Source organism: Pseudodesulfovibrio sp. S3, assembly GCF_004025585.1.
In the GTDB taxonomy this organism is placed as follows: domain Bacteria; phylum Desulfobacterota; class Desulfovibrionia; order Desulfovibrionales; family Desulfovibrionaceae; genus Pseudodesulfovibrio.
Window position 1 is genome coordinate 46,040 of the sequence record NZ_QTZO01000010.1, and the last position, 18,310, is coordinate 64,349.

An 18,310-nucleotide genomic window follows, 5' to 3' on the forward strand; every position below is an offset into this window, starting at 1 on the left:
TCGTGAGGTTTCTGTGCACAATACCCCCCTGATGCAACCTTATTCAATCAAAATATTCTTGCCGGATGGAGACCCCGATGGCCTCCGGCTGATCGAAAAATCAAACTGGACAGGCCTCGGCGTGGTGTTTTCCCGGTCTGGGTATAAAGATGCATTAAAACGGGAAGAGTTCCAGCGTACAGGCGTATACGTTTTGGTCGGCTCGTCTGAGGACAGTAGCTTGCCAACCCTCTACATTGGTGAAGGCGATCCCGTGCGTCCGAGACTGGATAACCATTATGCAAAAAAAGATTTTTGGAACTGGGGCGTATTCTTCGTAACTAGCAATCTAAGCCTGAACAAGGCACACGTTAAATACCTGGAAAGCCGCCTCATCCAGTTGGCCAAGGACGTCAAACAGTGCAACTTAGATAACTCCAACGACTCAAGCCAACCGAACCTGTCCGAAGCCGATGTTGCGGACATGGAGAGCTTTATCCAAGATATGCTCAAGGTCTTCCCTCTCCTAGGCCTGTCAGTTTTTGAAAAGCCGGACCAGGTGCAAGGGGAAAGGCATCTGCTTTACATCAAGACCAAGGGAATCAAGGCAAAAGGCTATGAGACCAGTAAAGGCTTTGTTGTCCTTGAAGGCTCGGAGGGAGTGATCGAGGAAGTACCGTCCATCCACCAATATCTCACCAGCCTCAGAAGCGACCTCGTCAAGAAGAATGTCCTGCAAGTTCAGGATGGACACTACATTTTCACTGAAGATTACGCCTTCTCCTCTCCTAGCACCGCAGCGGGGGTTATCCAAGGCCGAAGCTCAAACGGTAGGACATGCTGGAAAGACTCAAAGGGTAACACCCTTAAGACAATCCAAACGGCGAGCACAATGGAAAGCTAGTCACCGAGAGTTCCCTTGTGTGTAAATCTACGTGTAAAACACTACGCCAGAATATGGACGATTTAGATTCACAAGACCACAAATCCCTTGCAGCAAGCCGCTTAACGCCTGAGCTACCGTAAAAATCCGGTCTTTCTTCTAAGCCGACTATCGCTTCTGCGCAGAATGAAAGATATTCAGAATCTCAACGCAATCGTCTTTGATTCGGTAAGGGATGATGTAGGGAAGAGCCAGCACTTCGCGGGTCATGGGGACTCGGCCGGGACGACCGCTTTCGGGGAACTCTTTGAGGCGTTGGCAGCCATCCCAGATGCGTTGAGCTTCGGAGAGGACAACATCCTCGCCCGCACTCTCTGCTAGGTAGACTCGGACTCGATCAAGGTCTTGGAGGGCGTTGGGAGTCCACTTAATTCTAGTCAGCGTCAACGGTCAGCCCCCACTTGGCGAAGGCTTGCTTGACCTCAGAGTCAGTTGCAAACTCGCCAGCATCGGCTTGGGCAACACTTTCATTGATTCTGGAGACCTGCCATGCCTGTTCGTCAAGGAATTGCTCCAAGGCGTTGGCAACAAGAAATGACTTGCTGCGATTGGTGGCCTTGGCCAGATCGTTCAACTTAGTGGCTGTCTCTTCCGGGATACGGGCTGTAACTGTACTCATGATCAACTCCTCGAATACAAGATAAACATTGTGTACATTGTAGTCAACGCCTTTCTGCTTCGTTCACTTGAGATCGGTCACGTGTCGATTACGTGTCGATCAGACTCAAAAAAGAAGGGTAAAACGGCAACACAAGATTATAAAACCCTTGCAGTAAGCCGCTTAAGGCCGTGAGTGCCATCCAGAGCGACAGTTCTCTCACGCCGGCAACAGGGGTTCAAACCCCCTTGGGGACGCCAAGCTATTTCAACGGGTTACAGTGAAAGCTGTAGCCCGTTTTTCTTTTGTGTATAAAAATCCCGAGAACCAATACCCACGCGGCTTCTCTCTTTATTTGTCTCGCTTGATAAAATCAGGAAGGTCTCCCCATTTTTTGCCATAGAATGACATCGCTCCGGCCAAGAGGTTGCAGAATCCTAGAGAAAGAGGCATGGGGAAAGCCTGCGCCAGAGAGCGGAGCCAAGCCAGGAAAGGCCGCCGCAAAATCAAAAGAAGCTGGAAGGAATTCCAGCACAAGATGGGCCGTTATTCATGAATAAAATAATAAAAACCGAATCTGTTGAAATCTGCGCCAAGGCATTCGGCAACCTTGACAACACCCCCGTATTATTGATCGCAGGGGCAATGGCGCCAGCAGTTTTTTGGGAAACAAAGTTTTGTGAATCACTGTCCGCCCGTGGATATTGCGTAATACGATTTGACAACAGGGACATTGGAAGATCAACACATTTTCCTCAAAATGCGCCCGGAAGTGGGATTGAATTGCCATATACGATTTATGATATGGTTACTGATGCAAAAAATGTTCTTGAAAGCATCACAGACAAAAGCTGTCATATCATTGGCCACTCTTTGGGTGGGGCGATCGCACAATTGTTTGCAGTAACATATCCGGAAAAAATCATTTCGCTCACAGCCATTTCCAGCCCAATACTGGCGAAAGGAAATATCCCTTTTGTCGAAACCGACCCACGCATTACAGAGGAGCTATGGGGTATATTGATGGCAAACCCGATGTATCAAGACGTTAACAAAGGGCTTCGAGAATTCCAAAAAATTTGGCGGGCATTAAATGGTGATTGGGTTTTAGACGAAGAGATGGCTGAAAAATATACCCGCACCATTTACGAAACGGAAATTATTGGTCCCGCATGGAATCATACCAATGTTCAGTCGGGGATTCGAGATATTTTCCAAGAGCTAAAAGAAATTGATAAACCACTTTTATTTATACATGGAGAAAAAGACTATTTGCCATCAAATCCAGAAAACACAAAAAGACTTGCCAAGTCTTTGCCAACTGCCGATTTTTTTCTCCTGAAAAAAGCTGGCCACATGTTTTTCAGCAAGGATATTTGGCTAATTCTTATTGAACGAATCCATGAACACCTGCAAAAAGGGCATAACAAAACCAATTAAATCGGATGCGAATTTCGCTACGCTCCATTTACATCGTTTTTTACGGTGTTAGTGGAGATATTCCAATAAGCAAAAGAAAGAGGGAACATGAAAGATCTTGTGAAAATCATATGCGCAATAATATTCCCACCTGTGGCTGCTTTCATCCAAGTCGGTTTTGGAAAACATTTTTGGATAAATATTATCTTAACAGTATTGGGCGTTGTCCCTGGAATAGTTCATGCTGTTTGGATTATTGTTAAAAACAAAAAATGATTTAACCAAACCCTTAACGCACCTTTGCTTAAATTCTCATCAGAAAATCCAACCATCAAAAGCAATCTGATGCCGCTCGAATGTACCATCCATGCCGGGCAATTGCCCGGCATGGATGGACCTGAAAAACAGGGAACCTGCATAAAGCCCTGGCCCTAAAAAAGGAACCCATCAAAGCCAAGGATCTTAAAGGACTTCCTGTTTGTTGGGGCGCCAAATCTCCAAATTAACTGCTGATTTTGATAAGCCTCCTACAGCCCAAGCTTATCCATCAATGGTTTTTCGTATTCGTCACTTTCTGCAGGATAACGCAATCCATTAACACCCTGTTGTTTTGCCAAAGCCCAAAGAATACTCTCGCCTGCAGGTAACCCTGTCAATTCCATGGCGTAAAGAGGGTCTTCGTATGCTGAGTCTGGAGAGATAATCTCCCATCCATTTGATTTGTACATAGTAATGATATCGGGCAAAAATGCAGCGTTAATGGCGTTGGTATGTAAAAGAATAATATGTTTTACGCTTCTCTTCAGCGTTTTTTCAGATAAAGAATCGTAATACATAGTACGGTTCCACAAGTGTTTTAGATAGGCAGTGCGAAACGAAGACACATCTTCGTCAGGGTGAGCTTTAATCCACTCCAGATATCGTTTGTTGTAGTACCAGTCGCTGGCGTCAACACTGACAGCTCCTGATTTATATCCGTGATTCGTCAACCAACTTTTGAATCCGTCACGTTTCGATGCCGTTTCGCCTTCTTTAAGATAAGGAAAACGAAATCGCTTTGTCCAACCTGGAATACCTTTTAACAACACTTCATTTTTTTCTGTGTCAGCAATGAATTGCTCAAGCGTAACCTGCTTTGATCCAAAGTTTGCATGGGAATAGGTGTGATTGGCAATCACGTGACCTGCATTGCCCCAGTCTTTTACCAACCTGAGGCCAGCGGGGGAGTCGACTCGCTTTCCTGCAGCAAACAAGATGGACGTAACTTGTGCTTTTGACAACGCTGTTAAAATGGATGAATTCCACGAAGCGGCCATCGGCTGACTCCGTGGGTCCAGGCCGTCATCGAATGAAAGAGCTATACTCTTTGCCTGACCAATTGCGGGCAGGCAAAGTGAGAGAACTGTCAGGAATGTGATCAATAGTCTTTGTGGAATATGTACTTTTTTCATTTTTTCCTCTTGATAGGCTCTGCTGAATCTCACAAGTACGGAGCACTGTGGAATTTATCTTCGAGTAAATCCTGTCCGGTTGGCATTAATGAATTATGTGTTCTCAAAAAAATGAATGTTATATAAACACTCTCTTGAATAAGCATTCCTCCCACTTTGAATGTAGATTCATCACATCACCTTAAAGGTGAAGGGGCATTTCAACTCAAGAATTCGCGAGTTCGATTTTATCCAGATCAACCGCATAAAATCATCAAGGGCATGGAATATAATAAAAAACGAAACAAGTCTAACAACGTGAACGGTGTCCCCCCCGCAAAAAAGTAGTTCTGAAAAGTAGAATTTTCTCGCAATCAAAATGCAGGAGATTTTACAGGAAGATGACAGCCAGATTCTGAGTATTCTGAAACAAGCCGAAAACAACGTACCAGTGGTTGCGCTTCGGATTAGGAGGACACACTACCGAATTCAAATTTATCAATAATATCAAAAGAATTTCCCAATCCCATTTTCCTCAGGCACTCCGCATCAGTTCACGGACAGAAGCATTCTACCGTATGCCAAGGGGGTGGCGTTAAAAAAATGCCCGCAAGGTGGTGGCGGCGGCTTCCAGTTCCCGACGGAGGGGCGTGTCTTCAAGGCAGTTGGCCAGTACAAAGTCAGCAGTGACCAGGACCTTCTGCCAGCGGGGTTTTTGGGGCAGAAGCTCGGAGTCGAGGTACTTGTCCAGGGTTTGCGTTCTGAAGTATCCGTCCCGTTCCATATAGACATTCCACAAGCCGGACTGTTCTGCCATGTCGGCCTTGGTTGTTCCGGTGGCTGCCGTCCAGCAGTTCACGGCAAGGTTCACCACATGGACAGCCATGGAACGTTTGTCCTGCATGTCCGCACGGGAGCCGAGGCGTGAACTGAGGCTTGCCAGAAGCTCGTCGAACGCCTTCACATTCTCCAGGACATGATGCTGGCTTTCGAGGTCCTTCGAATCCAGCGAAAGCATGGTCTCTTCCAGGCTCAAAATCCGCTGTCGATTCTCGCTCAGCTCACGGATCAGTTTCGAAGAGAGCGCGCCCCCGCCATCCCTGTCACGGATTCCCTCGGGATATACCGACAACAAGAACAGCGTTTCTTCCTCAATCTCGACCACATTGCACCAGATGGAGGCCTCAATCTCTTCCTTCTCGGAAACCAGAGGGACCTTGTCAAAAAGCGCCGGGCTTCCGTCCCCTTCGAATCCGCCCGCCATGAACTCGAGAAAGGCCGCTGTCTGCCGTTCTCCGGCGTCGATCAATATGGATGTCAAGGGATTGCCGAGAAGGGATTCACTGTCTCTGCCCACAAGGGCTTGAAGGGGCTTGTTGCAAAAGGCGATTTCATTGCTCAGATTCACCCCGACAATGGCTTCGTCGAGTGAATCGAGAATCGTGGCCAGCCGCGCCTGCATGAAACGAAGGCCGCTCTCCGTCTTCCTGCGCAGCTCCAATTCCCGCTTGAGTTCCAGGTTCTCTTCCAAAACCCCATAGGCTTCCTTCAGTTTCAGCTGGATTGCGACACGCGCACCGAGCTCTTCCCGTGCGAACGGCTTGGTAAGATAGTCGTTGGCCCCGGCAGAAAACCCTTCCACAATATCTTCAACGCGGTTCTTCACCGTCAAAAGGACCACGGGCAGGACCGAAGCCGGGTATTGCCTGCGCAGTTCCCGGCAGACCGCATAGCCGCTCATGTCCGGCATCATCACATCAAGCAGGACCATATCCGGCCGGTCGCCGTTCTCAATCATACGCAGGGCCGTGGAGCCATTTTCCGCAGTGCGAAAGGAAATGCCCTCGATATTCAGTATGGAGGCCACCACTTGCAGGTTCACCGGCTCGTCGTCCACCACAAGCACTTGGTATTCACCGTTTGCGGTATCGGCTGAACTCGACAACGATTCAGCGGAAACAACGGAAGACAGATTGTCCCTCAAGGAAGATTCGTGGAGGGCCGAAAACGGCACGGAGGAAGTACCCGAAACGACGCACTGCTCAACGGAATCCGGCACAAAACCTTCCGCCGGAGGAAGTGTAAAGAAGAACCTGCTCCCAACGCCCCTTTCCGACTGCACGCCAAGTACGCCGCCGTGCAACTCCACAAGATAACGGGAAATGGAAAGCCCCAGGCCGGTACCGCCGGCGCCCGGAGATGTCCCTTGCTCATAGGCGTTGAAAATGCGTTCCTGATCCTCCGGGGCAATACCGCATCCGGTGTCGGTGACTGCGACCTCCACGCGGCCACCCTGACTGGCTGCTGCAATGGCAATATGCCCGCCTTCCGTGCACTTGAGACTGTTCCCTATCAGGTTGAACAACACTTGCTCCAGACGATCCGGGTCAGCCATGACCTTGGGGAAATCCACAGGAATCTCGTTGATGAGGAGCGTGTTCTTCCCTCCCATCATCGCCTGGGCCAAGGCCAGGACGCGCTGGGCGGAAGCGTAGAGACTCACGACCTCCAATTTCAAGGCAATGTCCTGATGCTTCAACCTCGAGAGGTCCTGCACGTCGTTGATAAGGTTGGAAAGACGTTTCCCGCTGTGGGCGATGACATTCAGATGGGCGGCGGCAGCCTCGGACATCCCCCCTTCTGCCCCTGCTATCAGGGACTCGGCAATGCCGACCATGCCTGCAAGGGGCGTCTTCAGCTCGTGGGTAGTGTTCGCCAGAAACTCGTCTTTCAGCCTGTCGAGCTGCAACAGACGGATATTCTTCTGTTCCAGCTCCCTGGACAGGGTTTCCGTCCTGGTAAAAGCACTGGAAAAACGGAACGCAAGGTAGAACGCATAGGAAAGGATGAAAATGAACACCCCGAGCGGACGAAGCGATGCAACATCAATGATGTTGAGGTCAAAGAACATGTCATCCAGCTCCGCGAACCCAAGCGCCAGGTATCCCAGCATAAGGATGGCAATGCCCCTCTCCCCTCGGACCAGGTCCAATGAATAGCAGGCGAACATGTACACCAAAGCCAGGCCGCTGACACTAAAATAGGCAAGCAGAACCACATCGTATGCATTGGGCGGCGTCGCGAGGATATAGGCCATGTACACCAGGCCGAAGCCCAAATACACCCGCTCCACGATCTTCCCGTATTTTTTGGGGAACAGGCTGTGGTAAAACAAGAGCATGAACGGGATGGTCACCCCATACGGCAAGATGGACCAGGTGATATACCAATCCCACGGGATTGCCGGGACAAGAACCGTCATCAGGAACCCGGAAGACGGACTGAAGAGAATAGCCATGCACCAAAACAGACAGAACAGCCCGAAGTACAGATTCTCTCTGCTCGAACGACGCATGTAGAAAAGGGTGACATACAAGAGGGCCAGACAAAACAATGCCCCGCCCATGCACGCCCCGAGGAGTCGCGGTATGCCGTAAAAGCCGTTAATCTGCGGGGACAAACCGAGCAGGACATCGCCGTTCAGCCCGCCCTGCACATTGTGGTGATTCGAAACCCGGAGCATGATATCCATGAGCCGCCAGGATTCCGGGCATTCTGCGATCACATAATGGTCTCGAGGCTTTTCACTCTGTTCATCAAAACCGACCGTCCCGCTGGCCGCCATTTTTGAACCGTTGATCCATATCTCGCAGGTCGACAGCCCACCGGCCACCAACACCGCCATCTGCTCGGGATGATTATCAGGCATGCGAACCCGCAAACGATACACCGCACTCCCCATGGGAGCCAGCTCGCGACCCTCGGCGGTCCGCCCATGCCACAGGCTCGGAACCGGAAAAAAGTCTTTCTTCTCGCCGTCTTTTGCGAGCCTTGCAGGGTCGGCTTGCGCATCCCACTGGAATTCCCACTCACCGAAAAGACGCACCGGCCCACTGGCACTGAAATCCCAGGAGGAAAAATCAATCACTCCAGCCACGACTCGCGGGGGATTCTCCTTCGGGGAACAACCGACAAGAAAAAGCGTCATGCTCAAGACGAGCAGGATGAAACAGATTGAGGGCAGCCGAGACTTCATTGCAGACAGGATCATGAATCGTTCCGATGGTACTCCGTTGAATCTTCGCAACAGTTTAACTCCATGGCGTGCAAACACAATAAAGTCCAGTTTTTCAAATAGAAAAATGATAAAAAAGTGAAATGAACCATCCCCTGCCGCGTACTCGGTGCACAAGAGCCACCGGACATTCGCCCGGTGGCTCCTACTCTTCACTGACAATCCGACACGGTTATCCGTTTCATGGAAAAGATATCCACCATCGACCCAACTTACTGCGTCGGAACAGTCAGTTGGAGTTGCGAATCTTGCGAACCTTTGTCCATCAAAGTAAAAGCGAGCATAATAAATGAGAATACCTTTTTTGTTCTGAGATCGAAGTCATCGACCCAAAACCAGTTTCCTCGATATTGCACCGATACGAAAGCTTCTTCAGGCTTGATCTTCGATGACCGGACCATACCCTCTCTGAACAGTCCGTCATCTTCCGATGTGGGCATTCCTGGCAACGCCCTATGTGAGGCCACATCGCCTTCGGGCATGTCCACCCGCCCGGAAACCGAAGCAAGCACCTGCGCAAGCGAATACGTTTGCAACATAATCGTCTTGTCGCCATTGGCGGTTGCCCCGAATCCTAAAACGAAACTGTTCGTGTCCGGATCCAGCCCAAGAAGCCCTTTGAGATCTTTCACCTGAGCCGCTTCCACAAGGTCTTCATTATTCGATCCAAAACGGAGTCGAAGGCATGGAGGGGCACCAGGTTCTGAGATTGCCCGATCCACATGCAGGGCATTGGCACTTTGCAGGCTGGCAAGAAGCTTCACGGCCTGGACGAATCGGGAATCAACCGCCCGATATCCAGTCGAGGTTATGGTTTCATTGCGCAGTCCGTTAATGCTGCGAACGCCCAAACGGAGCAGGAACTCTACAGAAACGCCGGACTCGATGCTCATAAGCACGTGCAGCAGCGGCATGGGCGACATTATTCCCCTGAAAAATGCCAGCCCTGTCAATGGACGATATGTGATGGTAGGCCGATCCGTGTATTTTGCTGTGGCGCCAAGGTCAAACAAGGCGGTGTCACCCGCTCCCGAGAACAGATTAAACGAGCTTCCGGCACTTCCCCCGGTCTCCAAGGAATACGCTGAGACTATTTCACCGACATCAATGAATGAAAGAGGTTCAACATACCGAATCCTTACAACATTCAGAAGAATCTGTCGCTTCCAGGAATCAGCCATCGACAGAGTGTATTCGATGCGATCTCTTTCCACATGCTTCGGGCCAAGTCCGGCACAGCCGGCCACCAGGACCGACATCAGCATTCCGAGCAAGGCAATACGAGAGAGACGTTTCATCATCCGACTTCCCCTTCAATGGCTATTGAAATACCGTATCCAGCCAGTCGAACAGAACCAGGCCAACCATGCTGCGATTCTCCATAAGACAATGGTTTGTAGCCCCTTCATCGGAAGGAGTGACAATTATTGTGCTCCGGGGATCACGGAAACCAACCAATGCAATCTTCTGCTGACGTTGTACTTCCTTGCTGCGGTATTCCCCTTCACCCATCAGGAGCAGGGCCGGTGCCGCGATCTTCGTTGAATCAAAGACATTGCCTCGATTGGCTTCAATGAGCTGCGATGGCTTGTCCACGCCGTATCGCCAGCAGATGGAGCTGACAACGCCTGCATGAAACGGGGTCCACGACTGCATCTCTTTTTGCGACGCAAAGGCCGCAGGCATGGTGGCAAACAGAGCATGGGCATCCACAACCGCAGAACTCATGGCTATGGCCTTGAAGCGGGAGTCGTGCATGGCCGCCTGCGGGATGAACAGTCCTCCACCGCTGAAGCCATAGGCAGCGAATTTGTCCGGATCGACTTCAGGACGACTGAGGGCATAGTCCACAACCGCCTTCATCGGAACATTCGTATCGGTGCGGAAGACATGACCGGAATGTGGCAACATGCCCTGGCCCGGCAGATCGACAGTCATGAAATTATACCCTCGATCATGCGATTGCGGGGCGATGTAGAAGAAAAGATCTTCGATGTATGTCTCGCCCCCGCCAATCATCAGCAGTGTTTTTGCGGGTTTGCCGGAATTATCCGCCTTGCGGAAAAACCCCGGAAGCACCGTATCCTCGAAAGGTATTTCAAAATACTCAAGGGGCGGATCAAAAAGCGCTCCTGCCTGTTTCATGAGGCTGCGGCACTTCAGCCCCCGCTTCTCCATCTCGGGGTTGTCCGCCTGCATGGCCAGCAAGGAAATACGGTAGTAATAGGCGGCTCGAAGCAATTGGTCACGCGCGCTCACGGTGTGACCGTCTTTCAGCGCCTTGGCACCACGGGCTTCCACTCGCCCTGCAAGCTCATACCATGCAGACTGCCAGCTTGCCGCATCGCCGTCCTTGATCTGCGAGGCGGCATAAAAGGCCTCGCCGATCTCGACGCCCCCGTTCTTGGCTGACCCGAGAATGAGATTGCCGAAATGAAAATCCATATCCGCATCTTTGAAGAAATAGCTGAAACTGGTGGCGTGAGCGTCAAAGGCCTTGCCGCCTTCCTCTGCCCGAACACCGCTCAGGGGCATGAGCAGGACCGCAACGCTCGCTATGAACAGGATTAACCTCATGGTGCCCTCCTACCGCAACTGCGGCATGGCCCGTTCATCGAGCCAGTTTAAAATGCGTTCGCTGGAAACAAAAGGCGCGCCGGACTGACAATGGAACTGCGCCCCCTGGTCGGCGGTGAATTCATGGTAGGTCTTCATGGATTCCAGGCCGTTATAGAATTTCTTTGCCTGTGCATTGGACCCGGCTATCTGGTCGTCACTTGAATTGAGCACGAACATTTCAGTGTCTATTTCTCCAAGGACTTTTCCCATGCTGTATTTCTTCAACTCGGTGAACAACTCGAACGGGGAATCCGCATCAAAGGTCCAGAGCATCTGGTTGATGAACTGCTTCAGGTCGGGATGCTTTTCCATTTCCGCATAGGCCAGCGCGTTCACCTTCTCCTTGCGACTTGCTTTGCCGACATCTTCTTTCAATTCTGCGGGAAACTTGGTCATGGTGCCGTCAAATACACTGTAGACGCCGCCGTCGACAATGCCCCAGCGGATACGCTTTTCATGGGCAAGAGCGCGTGGCACAAGGTACCCGCCCATGGAGTAGCCGATAATGGCGAGACGATCGGCATCGACTTCTGAACGGGTCAGGGCATAGTCAACCACAGGGGTGACGACCTTTTCCCAGTCGTGACGGAACGGCAGTTTCTGCACGGCGATGGCTTCACCCTGCCCCGGCCCTTCGTAGATAAGACAATTGTAGCCACGCTTGGCGGCGTGCACACCAAGAACCAAATAGAGGTCTTCGGCAGTACCGTCGAGCCCGGTCTGGATGAGCAACAGCGGGCGTTTCCTGCCGCTATTGTCTGCCTTGACAAAATATCCGGGAAGTGTGGTTTTCTCGTAGGGAATTCGAACTGGTTCGATCAAACCACCCGACAGCTTGGCAGCCTTGAGAAAGGTATTTCGCCCCTGTTCCCAGGCCACATGTTTGCGCGGATCATTTGGCGGGAGATAGACTTCACTGGCGCGATAGTAGTTGGTTGCCCGGAAATACGCCTCCCTGGCACTGCGGGCATGCAGTGTTGATGCAAACTCATCACCCATGGCACGCACTTTATCTGCCATGGAAGTCCACGACGTGTACCAGCTCTCCTTGTCGAAATCCTGGATACGGCTGGTGACGGTCAGAAGTTCGCCAAGGTCGGCTCCCCCCGAGGCAATCACGCCGAACCGCCAGAGACACTGAAAAACAAAGGAAGCATCGTTGAACTGAAATTTGTTCAGGGCACGCTCTTCAATGGCACGGGGGGCATTGCTGGGCTTGCCCCGATACGTATCCCAGTTGGTGACGGAGCCACTGATGTAGACCTGTCCCGGCAACGGGAAATGCGTATGGATAAACACCCAATTCCGCTCGATGCCAGCATGCTTCACAAGGGCGTCCGCTATGGCATTGAGCATGCCCCGGACGTCGGCGTCACTGAAAAAGCCAGGGACATACAGATCGACGAACAACGGCTTGGTTCTTTCCTTGCCTTCATACACGATGTGATCGAACGTCTGCCAATAGTAGGTTATGAAGGATTCCCCGATACCCGTGTCTCTACTGACGTCCTTGCTGACAGCGGCCAAAACCTTGTGGATATCCAGATCACAGGGTGCCGAAGTGACCCTCACCATAGGGTCGGCAGGGTCGATACCCCCGGACGCCAGGACCACTGCGTGGCACAATACGACTGCGACGCACAGCACAAGAGGCGCAAGCCATTTCCCTGAAATATTACGATGATCCATTTGGAATCTCCTCTTCCGTAAAAAACATGTTTAACAAATTTTTATGAGTACTTATTAAGACCGCAGGGCATCAATGGGACTCATGCGAGCCGCCTGTCGGGCCGGATAATACCCAAAGAACACACCGACAGCCGCAGACACGCCGATGCCAAGAATCGCCGCTATTCGGGAAACAAAGAATTCCCATCCTGTAAAACGGCAGATGATGGCGACGGCCCCGACACCCAGCGCCAGTCCGATGATCCCGCCCGCAAAGGACAACAGCACGGATTCGATGATGAACTGGAACTGGATGTCACTTTGCTCGGCCCCGATGGCCCTGCGAATGCCGATCTCCCTGCGCCGTTCGGAAACAGAGACCAGCATGACGTTCATGACCCCCACCCCGCCGACAATGAGTGAAATCGATCCGATGGCCCCCAGCAACAGCGTGAACATGCGCATCTGCCGATCCATCTGGGCCACCAGTTCCTCGGCACTGGTCATGCGAACACCCTGCCGGGAGGAATACTGAAAATACTCCTTCAATTGACGGTCGGCCTCACTGCTGACCCCATGCCCGGTCATGCGCGCGCCGAACATATTGACCTGTGGACGATCCGAACTGCGCATGGCCGCACCGATGGGCACCATGACACCTTCATTGATCTCATAGGGGCTGAATGTCCCTGAGGGGACCGCTCCGGCAACGCCGACCACAATGAACAACTTGTCGGCAAACACGACCTCTTTACCGACGGGATCATCCACCCCTTGTTCTGCCAGCCACTGGGCCTTGCTGCTGCCCAAAACACAAAAATTCGCATTCCCGTCAAGATTGGAAATGAACCGGCCCGACACAACAGGCACCTTGAATATATCCTTGAACTCTTCCGTCACCCCCAATCCGGGAGAAGAGGTCCTTTTGCCGCCATAGGTCAGCCGGGAATACAGCGAAACATAGGGAGCCGTGGTCTTGATCGTCGAGCATCGCTCCGGGACATTGAGAACAGCCTCAAGGTTCATGCCTTTGCTTTGGACACGCTGCCCACCCGCCACTGCCAGCCGAACCAGACAAACATCCGTGCCCATTTCTCGAAACTGCCTGATGGCTTCGTTTTCAACGATCTGCCCTACCGTCACCATGGCGATGACCGAACCGATACCGATAACAATACCGATCAGCGCAAGCAGGGAGCGCTGCTTGGCGCTCCACAGCGAACGCATTGACTCCTGTACGTTCTCACCGAAAATCATCGTGGTTCCACCAATCCATCCTGCATGAGCACGGACCGACCGCACAGCCTGGCGAGTCCCGGGTCATGAGTGATGATGATGACGGTGATGCCTTCATCGGCGTTCAGCGAAAGAAACAATTCCATGATTTCGGAGCTGGTGACAGTATCCAGCGCCCCGGTAGGTTCATCCGCCAGAATGAGCGACGGACTGCCGCACAAGGCGCGCGCGATGGCAACCCGCTGCTGCTGGCCGCCGGACAACTCGCCGGGCCGGTGGTCCTCCCTGTCGCTCATGCCCACCTTGGAGAGCATTTCACGCCCCCGCTCCACGCGATCCTTCATGCGTATGCCCCGATACAGCAAGGGAAGGCAGACGTTATCCAGGGCCGTCAGCTTGGGGAGCAGGTTGAATTGCTGGAAGACAAAACCGATCCGGCTGTTGCGGATACGCGACAGCTCGTTGTCGGCAAGGCCGTCAGCGCAACGCCCTTCAAAAAAATACTCGCCGGATGTCGGCTGGTCCAGGAATCCGAGGATGTTCATCAGCGTGCTCTTGCCGCAACCGGATGATCCCAGAACAGCCAGCATCTCCCCCTGGTCCACGCGCATGTCCACGCCTTTGAGGATCTCGACATCCATTGAACCAAGCCGGTACGATTTATGGATATTCTTGAGATCAATCACGACAATCCCTACTGTGCCGGACCAATGAGGATGGTCGCACCGGGCTTGAGTCCGGAAACGATTTCAACCTCGGTCAGTGTGGTGTATCCCGTCTCCACGGCCGTCTCCGCCACGTTTCCGTCACCCTCCACAACGCGGACCATGCTGCCCTCACCGGCCCGATGGACAGCAGTCAAAGGCACAAGCAGCGCCTCCGGATTGGAGTAGGTCTCAACCTGCATATTGGCGGTCATGCCCAGGCGTACCGTCTTCTCCACGTCGTCGGGAAGATCACGCAGCCGTATGGTCGTGGTAAAGGTCGGCACCTGCCCATCATTGGCCTGTGAGGATATCTGCGAAATACGCCCCTTGAGTTGGATGCCGGGAAAGGCATCGCCCGACACCAGCACAGGCTGCCCTTTCTCAAGGTTGTTGATATCCAGCTCATCGACTTCGGTGGTGATGGAAAGCCCCTCAAGACTGCCGACGGAAAGCAGGGCCTGCCCCTCGTTCACGGACATCCCTGCAGTAACGTTGTTCGCATCCTTGTCCTTGGAACTTGGCCGAATGGCTATCCCCGAAACCGGCGCCCTGATCTCGGTCTGTGCCAGCTTTTCTTCTGCCGCCTTCATCTTTGCCTCGGCGTTCTCCATTTCCATTTGGGCGATCTCGCGATATTCGTCGTCCCCCTTGTCCAAAGTCGACTGCAGGCTCTCCTCACTGGCCACATATTGCATCTTCTTGTCCTGCACATCCTCAACCGAAGAATCGTACTCGCTTCTGGGTATGATTCCCTGTTCATACAGCGTCTTGTCCTCAAGGACCTTGTCCTGCGCCTTCCTGAGCTGACTTTTGGCCTGGCTCAAGGCCCGTTTGGCCTTGGCGACATCAGGCGTCCTGTCCCACCCTTCGAGCTCCAGGGACTTCTTTTTGGCCTTGATATACGCTGCGCGTGCATCCCGAACCTTGGCGGCCATATCCGCTGTATCCAAAACAAGGAGGAGCTGATCACGCTCCACCCTGTCGCCATAAAAGAACAGCTTGCGCTCGACCTTGGCCTGAAACGGGGCCGCCAGGATCACTTCTTCCAAAGGAGCCACGATCCCGGAAAGGGAAATGCTCCGCGTCACTGGACGGGGGTTGACGATCATGGAATTCTGCTGCCCGGAATCGCCGCTTCGCGCAGCGGTCAACGCCCCGGAACCAAAGGTGGAAGGACTGCCTACCCAATAATATATCCCGAGGCCGAGAAACAGAATCAGGATGGCCGCAGTGAGCCAATTGCGAATCTTTTGCCCCTGCTGGAGAGATGCCTCCAACGCTTTTCCGTTCTCATCGGCCTGGCGCAGGGCGGCTTTCAGTTCGTCGTTCAAGGCACACTCGCTCGCCTTGAGTTTCTCCATCTCCGTGGCATCGCGCAGGACCAGGAAGGCGCCCTCTATTTTCCCGGTCTCATTGCGCAGGTGGGAGGCGGTCACGGCGAGAAAACGCGTTGAGCCGTCCGGGCGGACATAGTCGAGAAACCGGTCGCGTATCGCGGTCCCTTCGTAAACAGAATCCAGCAGAACCTGCAAAAAGGCGTCGTTGCCTTCTTCTTCAAGGACTATCCTGGCAAGGGTCAGGTTGCCCTCTCCCAGGTCGATCCCCATAATCGAGGACGCAGCGGCGTTCCCCCCGACGATCTCCCCTTCGGCGCTGAGGACCATGACCCCTTCACCCATGTGTTGCAGGATGCTGTCTGTAACAACTTTTTTCCAATCAATTCCCATTATTACCACCATGTCCATACGAGCGGTCTGACCTCGTCGTTCAACTCTTTTTCCAACGCGGCATCGTCATGTTTGAATTCTACCTTCCACGTATCCATGGTCGTGCCGAGCAATTGATCCAGTTCCAGAAGGGACTGAAGGTAGGAGATGGAACTGGCGACTTCATCCTGTTGCGCCTGAACCAACTGGTCCTGATAGGTGACCACCTGAAAGTTGGTGGAACGCCCTGTCATGAGCTTGGTGTTCTCATTGTCCAACTGCTTGGCCTTAAGTTCGGAATTGCGTTTCGCCAACGTGATGAACTTGAGCCGCATATTCACATTGCGGACCGTGTTCGCAACCGAGGTTTGAAGGTCGGTTTCCGCTTTTTGCAACTCGATCTTGGAACGGCGCTTGTCCGAAACGGCCTGCAGGAGAGCCTGCTTCCGATTCAGGTAGTCTTCGCCCCACAGGTTGATGGGAGCACTGAGCTCCAGGCCCGCCTTGAACTCGGTGTCGGTATGGTTGTAACCGGGGTTGTCATTGGAATAGGCTTCGCCATACCCGCCCTTGAGCGACAGGTCCCACATACGTTCGTTCTCGGCCATCATGAACCGGGTTTCCGCCTCGGTCACGGCAAAGACCTTATCCAGATAGGCCTGATTGTTCTTCACGGCCACGACCATGCACGCGTCCAGGTCAGGAGTGACGATCCGGTAGTCCGTCTTCACCGGATCAATGACAAGGTTCGGTTCAAGGTTCAGAAAATTCAACAGATTGCGCCTGGCATCATCAAAGCTGTTTCGGGTCTGCTCCAGGGACAGCTCCTGCGAGGCCTCATCGGCTTCGGCCTGGACCACGTCGCTTTGCGACATCCGCCCCAGCTCCATCTTGAGACGGTTGGTCTCCAGCAGCCGTTTGGATCGTTCAAGCGCCTGTCTCTGGATTTCCAGGTTTTCCTTTGCCTGAACAAAGGTAAAAAAATGATTTACGCCTTCATTTATCAAACCGCTCAGGGAATCGCGCAAACTCAATATGTTGCGTTGCTCCTGGATACGAGCAAGCTGGATGGAGGCCATGTTATAGTCGATACCGCCTCCCTTGAGGAGGGGCTGGGTGACATTGATGCTCCAGGAGGACTGTTGCCCGCCCGACCTGCTGCTGTCGCGGTCGATCTTTCCGGCCGCGCTGTCATAGGAAAGACTTCCGTCGGTGTTGTCATTGTGGGTATTGTCCCAAGTGAATGTCAGGGTGGCCCCTGTCGGAACCTTTTGGTCCACGGTCGCCGTGGCTCCGACACCCGCCGTTGTCGAAGATGCCCTTTGGGACTGTCCCCGCATCCGCTTTCTCTTCTCGATGGCTTCAAGATTGACCGTGCCGTCGACATTGACATTGGGCTCGAACTTGGCTTCAGCCTGTTCAAGATTGAACTTCTGCAGGACACGGCTCAAATAAGAGGTCTGCACATTCAGGTTGTTGCGCAGCACCAACCCGACCACATCTCCCATATTCAGCTGCAGCACCACAGGTTCCACGGCGTCGGGCGTTTCCTCTGCCAGAGATTGCCCGGCACTGGCCAACGTCAAAAGTACACAGCTGACAATGATCCACACTGACCGCTGATATTCTTTCAAAGCGTTCTCCTCAAAACCAGTCAAAGTGAAATGGCGGCTGCAGGACAAGTCCCCAAAAGGAGTTTGGCTGATTACAACCCAATATCCTTAGGGAAAATGTCTATTCAAGTACATTGCAGCTTCAAAAGAGAGTGTAGAATTGTCAATTCCATTCCACGTGAATTAACGTGAATAAGCCAACAACACCCCCATATTGTTCGCCATATCCACAACTCTCGTGAACCTCGCCGACAAAAGAAAAAAGAGAAGGACGCAGAGGAATTGATTTGAAAAAGGCAATCTCAACAAACCTTGAG

14 protein-coding genes are annotated in these 18,310 nt (G+C 52.5%); 3 read left to right on the forward strand and 11 right to left on the reverse strand.

Annotated features, from left to right (window positions below; genetic code table 11):
* Positions 1-28: 28 nt before the first annotated feature.
* Positions 29-883, forward strand: coding sequence for a GIY-YIG nuclease family protein (locus tag DWB63_RS11780; protein ID WP_128329093.1), 855 nt, complete (start codon positions 29-31; stop codon positions 881-883).
* A 147-nt stretch (positions 884-1,030) separates the two neighbouring features.
* Here the strand turns inward: DWB63_RS11780 and DWB63_RS11785 are convergent, their stop codons facing one another.
* A complete protein-coding gene (locus DWB63_RS11785) occupies positions 1,031-1,309 on the reverse strand; it encodes a type II toxin-antitoxin system RelE/ParE family toxin (RefSeq protein WP_241648822.1) in 279 nt (92 codons plus the stop codon).
* Entirely contained in the window at positions 1,296-1,541 is a 246-nt protein-coding gene (locus tag DWB63_RS11790) for a ribbon-helix-helix protein, CopG family (RefSeq protein WP_128329035.1), read from the reverse strand. Before DWB63_RS11790 ends, DWB63_RS11785 begins: the two co-directional genes overlap by 14 nt.
* A 531-nt stretch (positions 1,542-2,072) precedes the next feature.
* On the opposite strand from DWB63_RS11790, the gene DWB63_RS11795 reads away from it, so the two are divergent.
* Both DWB63_RS11795 and DWB63_RS11800 read left to right on the forward strand, forming a co-directional pair.
* Positions 2,073-2,960 (forward strand): alpha/beta hydrolase, encoded by an 888-nt coding sequence (locus DWB63_RS11795; RefSeq protein WP_128329036.1) that lies wholly within the window; start codon positions 2,073-2,075, stop codon positions 2,958-2,960.
* A gap of 87 nt (positions 2,961-3,047) precedes the next feature.
* Positions 3,048-3,215, forward strand: coding sequence for a YqaE/Pmp3 family membrane protein (locus DWB63_RS11800; protein ID WP_128329037.1), 168 nt, complete (start codon positions 3,048-3,050; stop codon positions 3,213-3,215).
* 251 nt (positions 3,216-3,466) lie between these two features.
* Here DWB63_RS11800 and DWB63_RS11805 read toward each other — a convergent pair whose 3' ends face one another.
* The 9 genes from DWB63_RS11805 to DWB63_RS11845 all read right to left on the reverse strand — a co-directional run bounded on the left by DWB63_RS11805 (position 3,467) and on the right by DWB63_RS11845 (position 18,014).
* Positions 3,467-4,390 carry a polysaccharide deacetylase family protein gene (locus DWB63_RS11805; protein ID WP_128329038.1) on the reverse strand — a complete coding sequence of 308 codons (924 nt, stop codon included), beginning with the start codon at positions 4,388-4,390 and terminating at the stop codon, positions 3,467-3,469.
* Positions 4,391-4,964: 574 nt separating this feature from the next.
* A complete protein-coding gene (locus tag DWB63_RS11810) occupies positions 4,965-8,420 on the reverse strand; it encodes a response regulator (protein WP_128329039.1) in 3,456 nt (1,151 codons plus the stop codon).
* 236 nt (positions 8,421-8,656) lie between these two features.
* Positions 8,657-9,745 (reverse strand): hypothetical protein, encoded by a 1,089-nt coding sequence (locus DWB63_RS11815; RefSeq protein ID WP_241648823.1) that lies wholly within the window; start codon positions 9,743-9,745, stop codon positions 8,657-8,659.
* A 19-nt stretch (positions 9,746-9,764) separates the two neighbouring features.
* Positions 9,765-11,021: an alpha/beta hydrolase gene (locus tag DWB63_RS11820; RefSeq protein WP_128329040.1), complete on the reverse strand. Its 1,257-nt coding sequence runs from the start codon at positions 11,019-11,021 to the stop codon at positions 9,765-9,767.
* 9 nt (positions 11,022-11,030) lie between these two features.
* Positions 11,031-12,752 carry a prolyl oligopeptidase family serine peptidase gene (locus DWB63_RS11825; RefSeq protein ID WP_128329041.1) on the reverse strand — a complete coding sequence of 574 codons (1,722 nt, stop codon included), beginning with the start codon at positions 12,750-12,752 and terminating at the stop codon, positions 11,031-11,033.
* 54 nt (positions 12,753-12,806) lie between these two features.
* Positions 12,807-13,958, reverse strand: coding sequence for an ABC transporter permease (locus tag DWB63_RS11830; RefSeq protein ID WP_241648825.1), 1,152 nt, complete (start codon positions 13,956-13,958; stop codon positions 12,807-12,809).
* Positions 13,959-13,984: 26 nt separating this feature from the next.
* On the reverse strand, positions 13,985-14,653 hold the full coding sequence (locus DWB63_RS11835) for an ABC transporter ATP-binding protein (RefSeq protein ID WP_206613162.1): 669 nt from the start codon (positions 14,651-14,653) through the stop codon (positions 13,985-13,987).
* A gap of 8 nt (positions 14,654-14,661) precedes the next feature.
* Positions 14,662-16,401, reverse strand: coding sequence for an efflux RND transporter periplasmic adaptor subunit (locus DWB63_RS11840; protein ID WP_164879872.1), 1,740 nt, complete (start codon positions 16,399-16,401; stop codon positions 14,662-14,664).
* A gap of 2 nt (positions 16,402-16,403) precedes the next feature.
* Entirely contained in the window at positions 16,404-18,014 is a 1,611-nt protein-coding gene (locus DWB63_RS11845; RefSeq protein WP_128329044.1) for a TolC family protein, read from the reverse strand.
* Between the last annotated feature and the right edge of the window lie 296 nt (positions 18,015-18,310).